At 68.6% G+C, this 15,383-nt stretch carries 11 protein-coding genes and 2 CRISPR repeat arrays; of the genes, 2 read left to right on the top strand and 9 right to left on the bottom strand.

Features of this window, described 5'->3' with window-relative positions; translation table 11 throughout:
• Window position 1: 1 nt before the first annotated feature.
• The 6 genes from cas6e to cas3 form a co-directional block, all read right to left on the bottom strand.
• A complete protein-coding gene (gene cas6e, locus OHB04_RS41255; protein ID WP_326693211.1) occupies window positions 2-730 on the bottom strand; it encodes a type I-E CRISPR-associated protein Cas6/Cse3/CasE in 729 nt (242 codons plus the stop codon).
• Window positions 721-1,440 (bottom strand): type I-E CRISPR-associated protein Cas5/CasD, encoded by a 720-nt coding sequence (cas5e, locus tag OHB04_RS41250; protein WP_326693212.1) that lies wholly within the window; start codon window positions 1,438-1,440, stop codon window positions 721-723. The genes cas6e and cas5e overlap by 10 nt, the downstream gene beginning before the upstream one ends.
• Complete coding sequence (cas7e, locus tag OHB04_RS41245; RefSeq protein WP_326693213.1) at window positions 1,437-2,678, bottom strand: type I-E CRISPR-associated protein Cas7/Cse4/CasC; 1,242 nt, start codon at window positions 2,676-2,678, stop codon at window positions 1,437-1,439. The genes cas5e and cas7e overlap by 4 nt, the downstream gene beginning before the upstream one ends.
• Before the next feature lie 70 nt (window positions 2,679-2,748).
• On the bottom strand, window positions 2,749-3,450 hold the full coding sequence (casB, locus tag OHB04_RS41240; protein WP_326693214.1) for a type I-E CRISPR-associated protein Cse2/CasB: 702 nt from the start codon (window positions 3,448-3,450) through the stop codon (window positions 2,749-2,751).
• Window positions 3,447-5,150: a type I-E CRISPR-associated protein Cse1/CasA gene (gene casA / locus OHB04_RS41235; protein ID WP_326693215.1), complete on the bottom strand. Its 1,704-nt coding sequence runs from the start codon at window positions 5,148-5,150 to the stop codon at window positions 3,447-3,449. The genes casB and casA overlap by 4 nt, the downstream gene beginning before the upstream one ends.
• Complete coding sequence (gene cas3, locus OHB04_RS41230; protein WP_326693216.1) at window positions 5,140-8,103, bottom strand: CRISPR-associated helicase Cas3'; 2,964 nt, start codon at window positions 8,101-8,103, stop codon at window positions 5,140-5,142. Before cas3 ends, casA begins: the two co-directional genes overlap by 11 nt.
• 168 nt (window positions 8,104-8,271) lie before the next feature.
• Window positions 8,272-9,034: direct repeats of the CRISPR family, unit length 29 nt; unit sequence GGGACCATCCCCGCGGGTGCGGGGAGCAC.
• A 668-nt stretch (window positions 9,035-9,702) separates the two neighbouring features.
• Between cas3 and OHB04_RS41225 the strand changes: the two genes are divergently transcribed.
• Complete coding sequence (locus OHB04_RS41225) at window positions 9,703-10,944, top strand: IS110 family transposase (protein ID WP_326693217.1); 1,242 nt, start codon at window positions 9,703-9,705, stop codon at window positions 10,942-10,944.
• 34 nt (window positions 10,945-10,978) lie between these two features.
• On the opposite strand, the gene OHB04_RS41220 is transcribed toward OHB04_RS41225, so the two are convergent.
• The 3 genes from OHB04_RS41220 to OHB04_RS41210 form a co-directional block, all read right to left on the bottom strand.
• Window positions 10,979-11,206 (bottom strand): hypothetical protein, encoded by a 228-nt coding sequence (locus OHB04_RS41220; protein ID WP_234388159.1) that lies wholly within the window; start codon window positions 11,204-11,206, stop codon window positions 10,979-10,981.
• A 207-nt stretch (window positions 11,207-11,413) separates the two neighbouring features.
• A CRISPR array of direct repeats spans window positions 11,414-12,417; the repeat unit is 29 nt; unit sequence GGGACCATCCCCGCGGGTGCGGGGAGCAC.
• Between the two features lie 350 nt (window positions 12,418-12,767).
• Window positions 12,768-13,901 carry a hypothetical protein gene (locus OHB04_RS41215; protein ID WP_326693218.1) on the bottom strand — a complete coding sequence of 378 codons (1,134 nt, stop codon included), beginning with the start codon at window positions 13,899-13,901 and terminating at the stop codon, window positions 12,768-12,770.
• Between the two features lie 292 nt (window positions 13,902-14,193).
• Window positions 14,194-14,337: a hypothetical protein gene (locus tag OHB04_RS41210; protein ID WP_326693219.1), complete on the bottom strand. Its 144-nt coding sequence runs from the start codon at window positions 14,335-14,337 to the stop codon at window positions 14,194-14,196.
• Between the two features lie 94 nt (window positions 14,338-14,431).
• Here OHB04_RS41210 and OHB04_RS41205 point away from each other — a divergent pair, with 94 nt between their 5' ends.
• A complete protein-coding gene (locus tag OHB04_RS41205) occupies window positions 14,432-14,590 on the top strand; it encodes a hypothetical protein (RefSeq protein ID WP_326693220.1) in 159 nt (52 codons plus the stop codon).
• Window positions 14,591-15,383: the final 793 nt, after the last annotated feature.

Here is a 15,383-nt window from a genome sequence, read left to right as displayed (position 1 = left end):
CTTACTCCGCCGGGGAGAGTGTCATCAGTCCGCATCCGTACGCCTTGGCCTTGCCGATGCCTGCGGTCAGGGCGTGACGCAGCGCCTCCGGGTCGGTGATCCGCAGCCGGCCGTCGAAGGTGGCGGTGACCAGTGAGACGCGGTTGCGCGACTGGGAGCCTCGAGGTTGTTCGCCGGTCTTGCCGAAGTTGAGATTGCGGCGGTCGTGGACCATGATCTGCCACTCGTCGCTCTCGGGCAGCAGCCGTTGCGCCGCTGGTTTCTCCAGCACTTCGAAGCCGGCGGCTTGCTGGCGTTTGAGCAGCCAGCCGATCTGGTGGCGGGGAGTGATGTGCGCGGTGCGCTTGATCGGCTCGCCGTTTTTGCGGCGGATGTGGTGGACCGGGTTGGCGGTGAGGCGGAAGGCCCACGTGTCCCCGGCCTTCAGGCGGGAGAGGAAGGGTGCGTACTCGTAGCTTTGCCAGCCGTCGGGGGTTGTGGGCCAGCCGGCCTGCTCGACGAGGTGTGTGAGGTCGGGCTTGGTGTGGCTGACGATGTGCAGGTGCACTGCGGCTTTGGCGCTGCGGTCCACCCGCCACAGCACGCGTGGGCCGCTCTTGGCCGCTTCCCCGGGTGGCGGGAGGAGCTGTGCGAAGGAAGACATCACCCCGGCGTGCAGCATCTGGGGCGAGGAGAGCAGTCGACGGGCCCCGGCGCGTGCGGTGTTGAGGCGGAAGCGGGTCAGGTACATGCGTCTCCCCCTAGCACTGTGGTCGGGTCGTGGTCGGGCACTTGAGGGCCGCGGCGCCGGCGGCACGGGGTCGCAAGCGGCACGGAATAGCTTTTGACACCGCGGTGCGCGTACTGGCGGTGGGCCGGGTCGAAACTGAGCGGCTGGTCCCGGAGGCGGTCGCCGAGCCCGCCTTGGGTCTCGATGAAGGCTTCCAGCTCCACCGTCTGCTCACGGTGCCGCCGCTGCCGCCAGGGGGAGGCTTGCCACGGTTCGGTGCTCAGCACGTCCTCCAGGCCGCGACCGGTACGGACGCCGAGTTCCACGGGGCGCGAGGGCGGGCAGGAACGGCGGCCCAGGTAAGGCAGGAAGACAGGTGTCCGCAGTGCCTGGTGAAGCCCCTCGATGGTGGTGTCCTCGCCTTCGACGGCGGCAACGAAGACCGCGTCCGCCAGGTAGAAGCGCTCCGATACCGGCATGGACTTGCCGGTATCGAAGTGATGAGCCGTTTGGTAGTCCCGGATACGCGTGCCGGGCTGGTCGACGCGTACCGCGAATCGCAGCCGGGCCAGATCAGTCAGATCCTGGGTGCGCTCACGCCCCTGCGCCGCGGCCAGCAGTCCGATCACACCGCTCTTGGTGGGCGCGGCCTCGGTCGTGCGGCGGGCGAAGCGTGCGGCGGCTCCCCAGGACTGCAGAGGGCCGGCCAGTTGCAGGACCAGCACGCTCATGCTTCTGGCTCCTGGCCCGCTTCGGGCTGCTGGCGGGCGGCTACCGCCTCTCCGGCGGCGGAGACCAGTTCCGGGAGGGAGACTGAGGTGCCCAGGCCCTCCAGCGCCTCGGTGTTCTTTCCCACGCGCAGCACCCACGTCTGCGCGTCGTCCTCCACTCCGTAGGCTCGTTCGATCTCAGGGACGTAGGCGGCGAGCTTCTCGCACGCCTGCCGCATGTTGCCCGTACCGGTCTCCTCCTGGGTGGGCTCCTCGAAAGCGCTGACGAAGCTGATGGGGCGCGAGCTGCGCAGCTTGACCAGGACGGCGTCGGGGAGGGTGTGGTTGCCGAAGGTGTTGAGCTTGCCGGTGGGCAAGGAGGTGATGAAGCCCTCTACGAACGCTTCCACCGCGCGGCGCACCGGGCCCGTGGGGGGCTCGTCTTCACGCAGGCCGGTGCCGAGGTTGCGGGCCAGCGCGTCGGCGTCCAGTGCGGCGAACCGGTAGAGCGTGGCGGAGTTGAACTCCACAGTGCCGATCATTCCCGCACCCCGGTCCTCCTCCCCACTCTCCTCCAGGTCTCCTTCCCTGCGGCTCTTACGGTCATCGACCGCCGTGTAGTAGTCGGACTCGTTCTCCACACGGTGCACGCTGATGGCGTGTGCGACCTGCGCTGCGGCGTCCACGTTGATGTCGGCGCTGTCGGCGACCATCCGGCCGAAGAGAGCTATGTCCACGGAGTGGCGGGTATTGGCGATCTCCTTGGCGCGGGCCTTGTTCTCTTTGGCCTTGAAGAACGCTGTGCTGTCGGCGCGGGCTTCGACGGCCAGCCGGGCGAGCCCGTCGCGCTGCCCCGCGCTGAGGAAGAGCAGGTACGACGACTCCGGCGCCGGGTCCTTCTCCCTGCCCTCCTGCGCGCTGGTCGCCTTGCGCTTGGGGGGCTCGACCTTGACCCCGGTGGCCGCACGAACCGTCTCGGCGGCCAGCCGCAGGGACTCCGCCTCTTCGATGGACGAATCCAGCTGACGGATCCGGTAGCCGACGAACTCCGCGACCCGCTTGGTGCGGGTGCCCAGTTCGGAGGGGTCGAGCAGCTGGTCGAAGGCCAGTCGGGTGGCGCGTTTCCACGATTGGCTGGAGACCCGGGCTCGCGGCACTCCTCCGTAGATGGCGCTCTTGGGGGCCCCGGTGTCGTCACGGTTGAGATTGCTGGGCGGCACGGTCTGCAACAGGTGGAGTTCGAGGATCGTACGGCTCACCAGATGTCCTTCGGGTCAAGAGGTGCTCGGTAACAGGGGCGATGGGGCGCACGTCGGGGCGGACGGTGCGTCATGCGGAAGATTGGTCAGATGCCGGGTCCTGGACCGGTTGCGTGTCTGGAGGGGTGTTCTTGCCGACGTCATCCGGTTGGCGGAAGCGGTAGGCGTGGAAGCTGCGGCCCCAGATCTGTCGTACCTGGCGCATTCCCCCCGGTTGCTGGGCCTGGTAGAGCCGGTCGGCGAGCAAGGCATAGTCCAAGGGGATCTCCTCGCGCCGCAGCAAGGTGACGACCTCTCGCAGACGGACGGCGAGCAGCCCCGGGGTGGCTGCTGTGCCGACCCTCACGAAGCGTTTGCGCACCGCTTCATCGATCCCGGTGGGCGGCATCAGCTGGCGTACGGCGGCACCGATTTCGATGCCGGGGACGTGCATTCGGCGGGAGCGTTGCGATTGCTGGTGCAGCGCGTAGAGCGTGACCGCGAGGTGCACCGCTGTCTCGGCCTGGGCGGCTTGCCCCTCCTCCATCGGCCCTTGTGCGTACAGGGCCTCTGTGCCCGTCAGGCCCCACAGCTCGGGCACCTGGTCAGGGGTCTTGCCCGCGCCGCGGCGTAACTGCGCGAGCAGCGCCACGGCGCTCGCCCTGTCGGCGAGGAAACCTCTCTGAAGGTCGGTGACGTATGTGTCGACGACGGTGCCGGCCCGCTGGAGTGGGACCTGCCGTTGAGGTTTCCGGGGCTTGCTCGGCTTCTGGCCCCTTGCAACGGTGCTCATACGCTCTCCGCAACGGTTTCGGACGGCGCCAGGCGGGGGCTTTGGACCGCAGCCGGCTCATCGGCGGACAGGGGAAGCACCTCACGCAGATTTCTGCGAAACCACAGCTCGGCACTGGCGCTGCTGAGCCACATCTCGCCACGCTTGGTGTCGATCACGCGTCCTTGCCAGGCCCCCTCACCTGCGTCGGCCACCATCTGCGTGCCAAGGCGGCTGATCGCACGGTGGGCGCTGCGCTGCCATGTGCGCCGACGCTCCACCGGATCGCTGTCCGGGGTGAAGTCCCTCAGCCAGCGGCGGAATGGCGCATCCAGTTCGGCGTAGCCGCGGTCACGGGCGCCCGCCCGGTGGGGCTCAGGGTCCTTCCCCGCAGCCTGGGCGAGGGTTTCGGCCAGCTCTCCCAGCGCCTTGACCGCCTTGTCCGCGTCCTCGACGGCGTCGACGGCCGTCTGTCCAAGGCGGGGATCGGCCGCGTGCAGCAGCACGACGGGCATCGTGACGCTGTCGTCCACCACCTCGTCGATGACCGACTGCTGCGTGCCGTAGATCGCGCCCGTCAGCCGGGCGCGAATGAGGAAAGCGGGCGGCAGGCACTCCTCTTCGACCAGGCGGGCGATCCAGTCGAGGATGCGGGGGCGCACGTACTGCGCCGCCTCCTGCCGCTGCTCTGCCCCCGGCGTTCTACCGGCGACGAGCGCGCCGAGACCCCGCCAGGCACTGCGTGCCGGGTCATGCTCCCTCGGGAGGTAGACCTCCGGCAGGCCCAGCTTCTTCTCCTGGACCGGGCTTCGCCGCCACGCGGTCATGGGCTCATGCCGGTGCTTGTTGCGTGCGTGCAGCCGGTCTCCGTAAGAGAGCACCACCCCGTACACGCCCTCAGCATCGTGGTGCAGACGCACACGCCGGGATTGCCACGTATACAGATCGCGGGGCCCGAACGGCCGGCGGGCCAGCTCCAGTTCACCGGTCTCTGCGGGCCCCAGCCGGGCGCCGCGCCAGGCAGGCCTGTCCTGACTGGCGATGCGAAGGTTGCCGGTGTCGGCTGCGACCAGGTTGAGCAGGAGGGTCTCCCTGAGCGTGCTGCCCTCGACCAGCACTCCGCCGAGGTTCCCCGCCCAGGCGACGCCCTGCGGGTACCCGCGGCCTCCTTTCACTCTGGGGTCTCCCTCCGCGCCAGTCTTGATACCGGAGGAGTCGAAGGCGTGGACATGCACCAGCCAGCGCGCCGCCTCCGCGAATCCCAGCCGCGAGGCGCCGGCGGCCCGCATCGTGAAGAAGCGGTCGCCGTTGGGCACGTCCGCAACGACGCGATCGAGCGAGGACACCTCCCCGGACACGGCCCGCAGCCCGGCGGCCTGGAAGAACGGGGCGGAAGGGTGCAGCAGATCGAAGCTGCCACGGTGCTTGTCCAGATAACTGGCCACAGGGCCGAAGGAATCCTTGTCTTCCCACAGTTGGCGCCAATCCTCCGCGTCCGCCGGGCCATCGAGGGCGTCGTGGAGGATGGCCAGCAGCAGCCGTACCAGCGCAAAGTCCTGCGTCGGAAGATCACCCACCACACAGCGCAGCCCCTCCGCCTGCGCGAAGACTTCCCGGAGCGACAGCTCCTCCTCTAAGCCGTCCTCCCCAAGCACCCGCACCCAGGCATTCGACGTCAGGTCAAAAGCAGCGCAAACGACTTCGGGTCCTTCATCCGGCACGGGTCACCTCCAGCCCATCAGCAGGCGTATAGCGAAGGTCGTAGCCTGCCAGCCGGGTGTGACACTCCTCATCCAGCAACAAGATCAGCTCCCCGGCCAGCCAAGGGCACTCTTTCGCCTGCCACGCACGGAAGCAGTTCCCCTCCAACTCCTCAATGGCACGCCCAAGCACCGCCGGCAGGGAGAAGACGAAGGGCAGCCGCAGACCGCACGCCGCCGCAACACGCGCCACCCCCGCAGACGGCACCGCATCCGTCGGCAGCTCCAGACCTCCGCGCCCCTCACCAAGCCAGGGAACCGTCACCACACTGCCGTCGGCCCGCTGCTGGAGAACCAGAACCTCCAGACTCTCCCGGCTGTCGCGCACCTGCGCCCGGCCCTTCCTGGTGTCATCCGCATCACCCACCCCCGCCTCCACCCAGCCCACCAGCGAACGCCCCGGCTTGGCCACCTCCCCCAGCTGAAAGACCTCCGCCCTCTCCATCTGCTGCGCCTGGGCCAGCCTGTGGGCATCGGCAGCACGGTCCATCGCCTCCTGCCACGCCCCGGGACCGACCTCCTCGGGCCCATACGCCGACTGCACCAAAGCACTGATGTCCTCCGGCAACCGCACAGCCTTGCCCCGCTTGCCACTCCCCGACGGGCCAGCCGACTCCGTCATCTCGCCGCTACCAGCGAGGAAGGGCTCCAGAACCGCGAGGGAACGCAAAAGAGCATGCTCACCGTAGACGTTGCACGATCCCTTGACCGGCACAGGCGGAGACGCACTCCACTCGACCCCGGTCACCAGACACCGGGCCGTGCGTAATCCCGGCGGCCGGCCCCGCTGCTCCTCACCTCCCCGGGGGTGGCGGTGCACACGACCGAGCCGCTGCAACAGCAGGTCGACCGGACACAAGTCCGTCACCAGCAGATCAAAATCGATGTCCAGCGACTGCTCCACAACCTGCGTCGCCACCACAATGTGCGGCCCCTCCGGCCGGCACCCCGCACTCGTCCGCGGAGGCCCGAACCGCGCCAACAAGTCCGCTTCCTTCGCCGCACGGTCGAGATCGACAAAGCGCGCATGCGCAACCGTGACACACCCCTCACCGAAGCGCCGACGCAGCCGCGAAGCTGCCTCCAGAACCCTCTCGACGGTGTTCCGCACCACCAGGGCACACCCCCCATCAGCCAGCTCGGCCTCAAGACGGTCAGCCAGCACCTCAACGTCGTCCGGACACCGCTCCATCACCACCTCGGTACCCCGACCCGACGGCTGCGGGGTCACCACGCGCGGCGCCGAACCGGGCGCAACGCAAGCGAGCAACGGATATCCCCGCGCCTCCTCCAGCACAGCGAACCCCTCCACCCCCTCCCGGCCCGGCCCTGTGCCCGCGTACGCCTCCGCCAACTCACGCCGACGTCGTGCCGGCAGCGTCGCCGACAGCACCACCACCGGCACCCGGTAGGCACCAAGCCAGGACAACACCACATCCAGGTAGGAGTTCATGTACGCGTCATACGCGTGCGCCTCATCGACCACCACGACCTTGCCCGCCAAAGCCAGATGCCGCAGGGCCAAATGCCGGCTCTTCAGCCCCGCAAAAAGCAGCTGATCGACCGTGCCCACCACGAAAGACGAAAGCATCCCCTTCTTCCGACCCCGCAGCCACTGATGCGCCACCAACTCCGCACAAGCAGCCCGAAAATCCCCACCGGCACCCCGCTCCTCCCCCGCGCCATCCAGCTCCACAGCCGCAGGACCCCGCGCGGCCGACCACCTCAGGCCCTGATAATCCGCATTCAAAGCCGACTTGGAATGAGCGAGGAACACCGAGTGAGCGCCCGGCTCCTCCCGCTCGTCCGGCACACGCCCCAGCCACGCCAGCAAACGGGAGAACATCGCGTTGCCCGTAGCCATCGTCGGCAACGCAACAAAACATCCCCCCGCCCCCGAACGCGCCGCGAACACCTCCGCCACCGCCAGCGCCGCCTCCGTCTTCCCCTCCCCCATCGGCGCCTCGATCACCATCAGACCAGGCACAGCCATCTCCCGCGCCACCCCCACCGCCGACTCCTGCACCGGACGCACCCGCGCACCCCGCGGCAGAGAAAACCGCCCCACGAACAGCTCACCCGCCCCCTGGCCCCACTCCACCGCCCGCCACGGCGGAGGCAGACCAAGCGCCTCCCAGGCACCCTCAACCCGCGCCCGCTCCCCACGAGGACACTCCTCGGGAAAATACGGAAAGAGATCCGCGTTACTCGCGATCCAGTCCCCCACGATGACCAGCGCACTCAGCAACACCTGCACCGGCTGCGACAGCTTCAGCCCCCGCCACCTGCCCAAACACCCCTGCACACCGTGGATACCGGAGCAGGCATCCAGCAACTCCCACTGCACACTCCGCCACGCCTCCTCGCTGGGCGGATCCCGCAGCAACTCCGGATGATCACCAACCACCTTGATGTCCCAGTGCTCCGGCGGAACACCATGATGCCCCCCGACAACAGCTGTGAGCTGCGCGGTCACAGGCCCTGCCCAACCGTGCTGCTCGACGAGCCACTCCTTCAGGAGCACCTGCCCGGCAAGAGCATGCCGCGCCAGCCGACGGTCCAACAGCTGCTTCTCCAAAGGCACCGACAGACCCTGATCGCGCATCCTGGCAGCAAGCAGTTCCACCTGGCAGGCGAACGCCGGGGTCGCCTTCCCGATGTCATGAACACCCGCCAGCCACACCGCCAACCGCCGGGCGTCATCCTCACCCTCAGGTAACCCCTCGGAAACCAGCCGTCGTACCTGCGCGGGGACCCAGTGATCCCACAACAGGCCAGCGACAGACCCGGTGTCCGCCATGTGCCGCCACAGCGGCACCCACCCATCACTCAATCGATCATATTTGGCCCACACCGACCGCGCAGCAGACGACAAGCCAAGCCAACGCGACAGATTCGCCCTCTCCCCAGACATCACAAAACCATTCAACCGAATACTTCATCATGAAGGAGGACTATCCTGAAAACACTCCATCAATTGTTGGAATGCGCTATAGAGCACCATGCAACGAACGATTGAAAGCAGACGGCCGCAAGGCCACCTCGCGAGCAAACAGCAGAAACGGCCACGCCACACCCTCTCGGGACCATCTCCGCGCCTGCGGGGAGCACCCTGCGGCTCTGACCCCGGGCCCAGGCAGGGAGGGACCCATCCCCGCGCCTGCGGGGAGTACCAGTTCATCCGAGCCGCTGTGAAGCCAGGCTAGGGACCATCCCCGCGGGTGCGGGGAGCACTTTGTCTGTGTGAAGTCGTTCGGCGATGGCGGGGGACCATCCCCGCGGGTGCGGGGAGCACCGGGACGAACGCGTCGTCGGGCGCCAGGTCGAGGGACCATCCCCGCGGGTGCGGGGAGCACTGGCCGGAGTGGAGCACTGGCCCCGGGAGGTGGGGACCATCCCCGCGGGTGCGGGGAGCACACTTCTCATGAGAAGTAGAGGGGGTGCGGACGTGGGACCATCCCCGCGGGTGCGGGGAGCACCGGGTGACCGCGTCGGGGCGGGGGGTCATACGGGGACCATCCCCGCGGGTGCGGGGAGCACGGACGGGCAGCCGGTCCGGCTGGCGACCGGCGGGGACCATCCCCGCGGGTGCGGGGAGCACCAGGACCTCCGCGATTTCGTGGTGCGGTAGTAGGGACCATCCCCGCGGGTGCGGGGAGCACGTGCGCCGCACAGCGCGATGGTGGCCAGGCTGGGGACCATCCCCGCGGGTGCGGGGAGCACAACCGGCCGCCGGAACCTACCTCTGACCTGCTGGGACCATCCCCGCGGGTGCGGGGAGCACCGAATCCGCCAAGGAGGCCGCGTGATGTGCGTGGGACCATCCCCGCGGGTGCGGGGAGCACTCTTGTTGACCAGCAAGTCTTTCCGGCCTGGACGGCCTTTGGACCCACTTTCTCCGAACGCGACATTCTACGCAAAGCTCGATTGAGTCTAATTCCTAATTTCTTCTTAAGTACTCCGGGGTGCCGGGTGGGATCACCGGAGTGTTCGAGTGGTGAGGTCCGTTACGTCTGATTCGAGCTGGGCTTGTGAAGCCTCTGGTTAGAGCGTGCGGGCGGGCCTCGCGCTCGGTGTGGTGGCGGGCGCGTGGGCGTCGGGCGGATGCCTACAGCGAACCGGGTCTCGATGCCTCCGACTAGAGAGGTGGCGCCCGGCGTCTTCGCGGGCGTCATCACCAAGGTGCGGTGTTGTCGGTCGTCGGTTCCGGGCGGACGTCTGAATTGAGCCCGGCTTCGACGCCTTCCGGTAGAGCGGCGACGCTGGCCGTCGAGCGTCAACACCTGCCGCCTTGATCCCTCGTTGGTGTTGGTGAGACGAACCCACCGCACGGTGACCTCTCGTTACACCGGAGCCCTTTGAGCTCTCGCATAGACCGAGGCCCGCGCGGTGCGCTGGTGCCACGGACAACAGCTAGTGAGGCGTTGGTCCGAGAGACCTTGAATTAGGGAGCTGCGTGGCCCGCATGCGCTCGTGACCAGCGCAAACACCAGCACACGGAAAAGAGAGCATAGTGATCTACTGCGGAATCGACTGGGCGGAGAAGACCCACGCCGTCGCTTTGGTCGACGACAGCGGCCAGTTACTGGCCAAACGGAACATAACCGACGACTCAACCGGCTACAAGATCCTGCTGGACCTGCTCGTCGAGTACGGCGACACCGAGGAGAACCCGATCCCGGTGGCCATCGAGACCTCCCGCGGCCTTCTCGTCGCGGTGCTGCGGGTCGGCAAACGGCAGGTCTTCGCGATCAACCCGATGGCCGCCGCCCGCTACCGCGACCGCCACAGCGTTTCCCGCAAGAAGTCCGACCCCGGCGACGCCCTCGTCCTGGCGAACGTCCTCCGCACCGACATGCACGCCCACCGGCGCCTGCCCGACGACACCGACCTGGCCCGCGCCATCGCGGTCCTGGCCCGCGCCCAGCAAAACTCGTTGTGGAACCGGCAGCAGCTCGCCAACCAGCTCCGATTACTTCTGCGCGAGTACTACCCGGCAGCACTGGACGCCTTTGCGAAGTGGACCAACGGGCTGTGCCGGCCCGAAGCCCGCGAGCCCCTCAAGACCGCACCCACCCCGGCCCAAGCCGCGAGGCTGACCCGCAGCCAGATCATTGCCGCGCTCAAGCGGTCCGGGCGTAAGCGCGGTATCGAGGCCGACGCCGAACGGCTCCGCGAGGCTCTGCGGGGAGACTGGGCCCGGCAGCTGCCGCTGGTCGAGGACGCGCTTGGCAAGCAGATGCTTGCCCTCCTTCTGCAGCTCGATGCCGCCTGTACCGCCGCGGACGACCTGGCCCAGGCGGTGGAAGAGGCTTTCCCTCAGCACCCGGACGCTGACGTGATCTTGAGTTTCCCGGGTCTGGGCGTCCAGCTCGGCGCCCGGGTGCTGGCTGAGATCGGCGACGACCACACCCGGTTCGCCGATGCCCGCGGTCTCAAGGCTTATGCGGGCTCCTCGCCCATCACGAGGGCCTCCGGCAAGCAGTCCAGCATCACCCGCCGCCGGGTGAAGAACGACCGGCTCAACCATGCCGGCTACCTCTGGGCCTTCGCCGCCCTGACCGCCTCGCCCGGAGCCAAAGCCCACTACCGCCGACGGCGCGACGAATGCGGCGACTGGCACGCCTCCGCCCTGCGCAACCTCTTCAACCGCCTGGTCGGCCAGCTCTACCACTGCATCCAGGCCCACGAACCGTTCGACGAAGCCCTGGCCTTCCCGGCCCCGGTCGAAGTCCCGACGGCTACGGCCGCATAAGCCACGCACGCCGAAACAGGCCGAGCAGGCCGGTCTACTCCGGGATGATCAGCCCGCGTTCGCGCAGCTGCGGCAGGCACTGCTTCAGGCACGACTCCACCGACACAGCATCCGTCCGGACCAGCAGATCCTCATGGAACGGGTTGCCGCTCGCGACGAAGGTCCATGGCTTCCTGCCCTCACGCATCCGCTCGGCATCCGCCTTGAACAGCACCGTGACCCCCTGCTCGGCCAGCGCCTCCATGACCCGCACCACATCCACCGAGACGCCCCCTTGAGCTGCTAATCGAACAGTCAGCAAAGCTACACCGGGTATTCCAGCTACCCACTTGACGGCTTGGGGCCGTGAGGCGTCTATCGGCACACTGACAGGCCAACGTTCAGCCCAGGACAGCTCGTCGCGCCGCCCCGGGATCCCCGCGGGCGCGGGGAGCACGCGCCCCGGGTGCGGATGCTGCGCAATCCGCTCGGGACCATCCCCGCGGGTGCGGGGAGCACCCAGCGGCCGGCCCCGGGGAAGTGGAGACGCCGGGACCATCCCCGCGCCTGCGGGGAGCACGCGGGTTTCTCCAGGAACAGAGCACCGGTCAGGGGACCATCCCCGCGGGTGCGGGGAGCACGAGGCGCCTTCGATCCCTCCCGCATCGAGCCAGGGACCATCCCCGCGGGTGCGGGGAGCACGTAGTCCGGGAGCCCGCTTTGGACTGGGTGAAGGGACCATCCCCGCGGGTGCGGGGAGCACAGCCACCGTCAGCGGGCGTTCGAGGCGCGGCGGGGACCATCCCCGCGGGTGCGGGGAGCACTCGGCGGCGATCACTCCGCCGCCGGTGTGGACGGGACCATCCCCGCGGGTGCGGGGAGCACTCGCGCAAGATCGTGCCGGTCTGGTCGATGTGGGGACCATCCCCGCGGGTGCGGGGAGCACAGTGCCGCGCCGGACGCCGCTGCGGGCTGGACGGGACCATCCCCGCGGGTGCGGGGAGCACATCGTCGCTCAGGGCGCCGCACAGCGCTCCGTGGGACCATCCCCGCGGGTGCGGGGAGCACGTCGGGCAGAGCGAGCCGAGCAGCGCGCCTTGGGGACCATCCCCGCGGGTGCGGGGAGCACCGCGTACCGCAGGATCGCGATCCGGCGGCGCAGGGACCATCCCCGCGGGTGCGGGGAGCACCGCGGCGACCAGGCGGGCGATGACGGTGAGCAGGGACCATCCCCGCGGGTGCGGGGAGCACCCCGTTGACGACTTGGAGACGCCCCCCTGGGGGGGACCATCCCCGCGGGTGCGGGGAGCACGCGATGTCCTGGCAGCCCAGGACCCGGGCGAGGGACCATCCCCGCGGGTGCGGGGAGCACTGCCGGGTCGTGCCCAGCGCACGGCCGATCGCGGGACCATCCCCGCGGGTGCGGGGAGCACCCCTCGCGTACGGCGCTCAGCACCCGGTCCCGGGGACCATCCCCGCGGGTGCGGGGAGCACTCTCGTTGACCAGCAAGTCTTTCCGGCCTGGACGGCCTGTGGACCCACTTTCTCCGAACGCGACATTCTACGCAAAGCCCGGTTGAGTCTATCGGCACACCGGTAGGCCGATGTCCGGCGCCCGGGGCAGCTCGTCGCGCCGCCACCGGAACCCCGCAGGCGCGGGGAGTACCCCTCCGCACGGGTGGAAGCTGGGCTACTCGCTGAGTATTTCGGTTCACACAGCCGACTCTTGCCTGCTCGGCTCGGGGCTGCGACACCCTGTGCGTTGGTACTTGGCGGCATGGTGTGCGGCGAGGGCTCGCTGGTAGCTGGCGCAGGCGTTCTCGCGAGTCTTGACCTGCCGTTCGTCAGCCGAGCGGTCCGCGAACCAGACATCGCTGACTTCCCGTACACGGTCGGCGCCTCCCTGGGGGCGATCTGTTTCGGGGACAGGTTTCTGCCCTTCCTGCAAGGTTTGGTGCAAGGTCGCGGTCCGCTGGCGCAGCAGGTGCTCGGCAGTGCGGGAGCGAGCCTCGGCTGCGGCCTGCCGCGCTTCCGCCTGTGTGTCGTACTGGTGGGCAGCGCGCAGACAGGCGGCTGATGCCTGCCTGGCCTCGGCGTCGGCCTGCGGGGTGCGGGGTGCGGGCCAGGATTGCGAGCGCGGAGCGGCGGTAGTCGCCAACGGCGCTTTCGGCCAGCAGCCGGGTGAAGCTGGCGACCATGGTGTCGGTGGCGCCCCGGTCCTTGAGGACGGCGAGCTGCCCGGCGAACTCGCTGTCGAAGGTCTCCCGGACGCGGACACGGACCGCTTCGATGTCCTGCGGGTCGGTGACATCGGCCCAAGCTCCCGCCGCAGTCGTACCAGCCATCTCCAGCAGCTGCTCCGCAGCATGGTGCTCCGCGCACGTATGGCACTCCCCGGCTGTGCCGGGTACCCCGCACCCGGCACACGGCTGCGCTTGCCGCTCCTGGACCGTGGCCGCCTCCCGGGCCCTTTCACGGGCTGCCGCATGCTGCCGTTCCTGGAGCTTGGCGGCGGCCTGATGGCGGGAACGGATCTCGGCCTGCTGGCGGGCTGTCACCTCGCACAGCCGCTGCTCGTAGACGGCCTTGCGGTCGGCGGCGCTGGCCTGCGGCATCTCGGCGCCGACCTGCTCGGCCACGCTCTTGCGCAGCGCACGCCGGTCCGCGACCAGGTAGGCACAGGAGGGGCAGTCCTGGCCGGTGTCCATCCGGATGCCCTCGATGCACCGCACGTCGCTGCACCCTGTTCGTGCCGGTAGTCCCCGCTTGAGTAGCCAGCCGACCGGATCGCACACCGTTTCGGGGCCGCCCTGGGTGGTCAGATGCCGCATCAGGCGATCCGCCAGCCACTCGGCCGCCTTCGGGTGAGGCATCCATGCCGTCAGCGTGGCCAGTTCCCGGCGGGCGGCCGTCAGGATTCGATGTCGGGCCCCGGACCGCTCCAGCCGCGCCCACAGGGGCGCGACCACCTCAAACACCGTTTCAAGGTCACGCGGCGGGTGGGGCACCCGGCCCTGTCGCTGCCTGCTTGAACCCCCGCCCGGTGCGGCCAGGGTGGGTGCACCACCGGTCTGCCGGCGCGTTCGACCACTTCGCTCCATCGCTCGCGGGCCTGGGAGAGCGTCACGTCCATCAAAGCCTCCTCGCTCGGTCTCCCATGATATCGCAGTATCTACTTTGTAGGTTCATGTATGAGGCATTTTGCAAACCGAAGACCCCGGAGGAAGAGCTGGCCCTGGTACTGAATGCGAAAGAGGTCCTAGCGGCGGCTCAGCGGTGCACGTGGGCCCTGGCCAAGGCGGCTTCCTCGTTCCCGAGGCGTCGGAGGAGATCCTGACGGTGGTCCTCAGCACCGTGCCCGACCACGAGCGGGACGGGTACGCGCAGCGCCTGGAAGCGTTCGTCGAACAGCATCGCGGGCGACTCTCCACCTGCATCTGGTGGCATCCGACCTGGGACATTCCCGGCTCGCCAGGCAGCGGACCCGGGATAGCCGCGCTGCGCCGCCATGCCCGCGACGAACAGCAGGGAACGGCACCTGAGCGAGCGCCAGTCCGCGGTCCTGCGGGTCCTGAGCCAGCGGATCATCGAAACCGGCGACCCGCCCTACCTCCATGAGATCGCCGACGCCGTCGGCCTGACCAGCCGCTCCAGTGTCCACTACTAATTCAGGCAGCCGGAGGAGCAGTGACTTGTAGCACGTACCGTCTCCCGGTGCCGCCGCTACCGCCCCGTCTGACGCAACAGGCTCGGGCGAAGCGACGGCTGCACCCCGGAGGTTCGGCAAAGCACGATTCATCCGGCTGATGCCAGGGCCGCGGCTGGCCTCCCGCCCATCACTGACAGGGACCAGCGGCGGGTCCTGTGAGCGACTGAGCCTCAGCCCAAGAAAGCACGCCACGATGATGCAGGAAGCCGGACGGGCTGGCGCGCGTATGTCCCAGCAACCCCCCACCCGGACCAGCCACGCTAATCCTTGTTGCCACTGCCTTCAGCACGGACAACGCAGAGATGGACAGACAGGATCAGGCGGCGCCCCGAGGACCGGAGCGCTTGCGCGAGGACCGGAGGGCCTCCGGTACGGCGGCGCACATGTCCGGTCCCTATGCGTGTACTAAGAGGGCGCAACCCCCGCAGGTTTCTGACCTGCGGAAACGTGTGGGTGATCAGCATCGGGGGATGTCGATATCGGCATTCTCAGATGCTCATATCGGCATCGCAGGATGCTGTTATTGGCATCCTGCGATGCCGTTGCATGCCGTCTATGGTCATGTCGTCAGCGGTAACCGAAGGAACCTCGGGGTTCCTCTGATGACCCCTGCCACGGGGAGACACCGGACGAACTCTGGGATTCGCTCGGTGATGCGTGACGACATGTCGGCAGCGGTACACGGAGGAATCGCCGAGTTCCTTCGGTTACCACAGGCGACATGTCGCCTGTGGTAACGTCGAGACCGTTA

Source organism: Streptomyces sp. NBC_01775 (assembly GCF_035917675.1).
GTDB lineage: Bacteria > Actinomycetota > Actinomycetes > Streptomycetales > Streptomycetaceae > Streptomyces.
Note: the sequence above shows the minus strand (reverse complement) of the source record. Positions and strands in the feature narration are given on the sequence as shown.

Bases quoted from the DNA above. Each gene is read 5' to 3' on its own strand.
- cas6e (WP_326693211.1), bottom strand. From the start codon at position 730: ATGTACCTGACCCGCTTCCGCCTCAACACCGCACGCGCCGGGGCCCGT.
- cas5e (WP_326693212.1), bottom strand. From the start codon at position 1,440: ATGAGCGTGCTGGTCCTGCAACTGGCCGGCCCTCTGCAGTCCTGGGGA.
- casB (WP_326693214.1), bottom strand. From the start codon at position 3,450: ATGAGCACCGTTGCAAGGGGCCAGAAGCCGAGCAAGCCCCGGAAACCT.
- cas3 (WP_326693216.1), bottom strand. From the start codon at position 8,103: ATGTCTGGGGAGAGGGCGAATCTGTCGCGTTGGCTTGGCTTGTCGTCT.
- OHB04_RS41210 (WP_326693219.1), bottom strand. From the start codon at position 14,337: ATGCTGTTCGACGAACGCTTCCAGGCGCTGCGCGTACCCGTCCCGCTC.
- OHB04_RS41205 (WP_326693220.1), top strand. From the start codon at position 14,432: ATGCCCGCGACGAACAGCAGGGAACGGCACCTGAGCGAGCGCCAGTCC.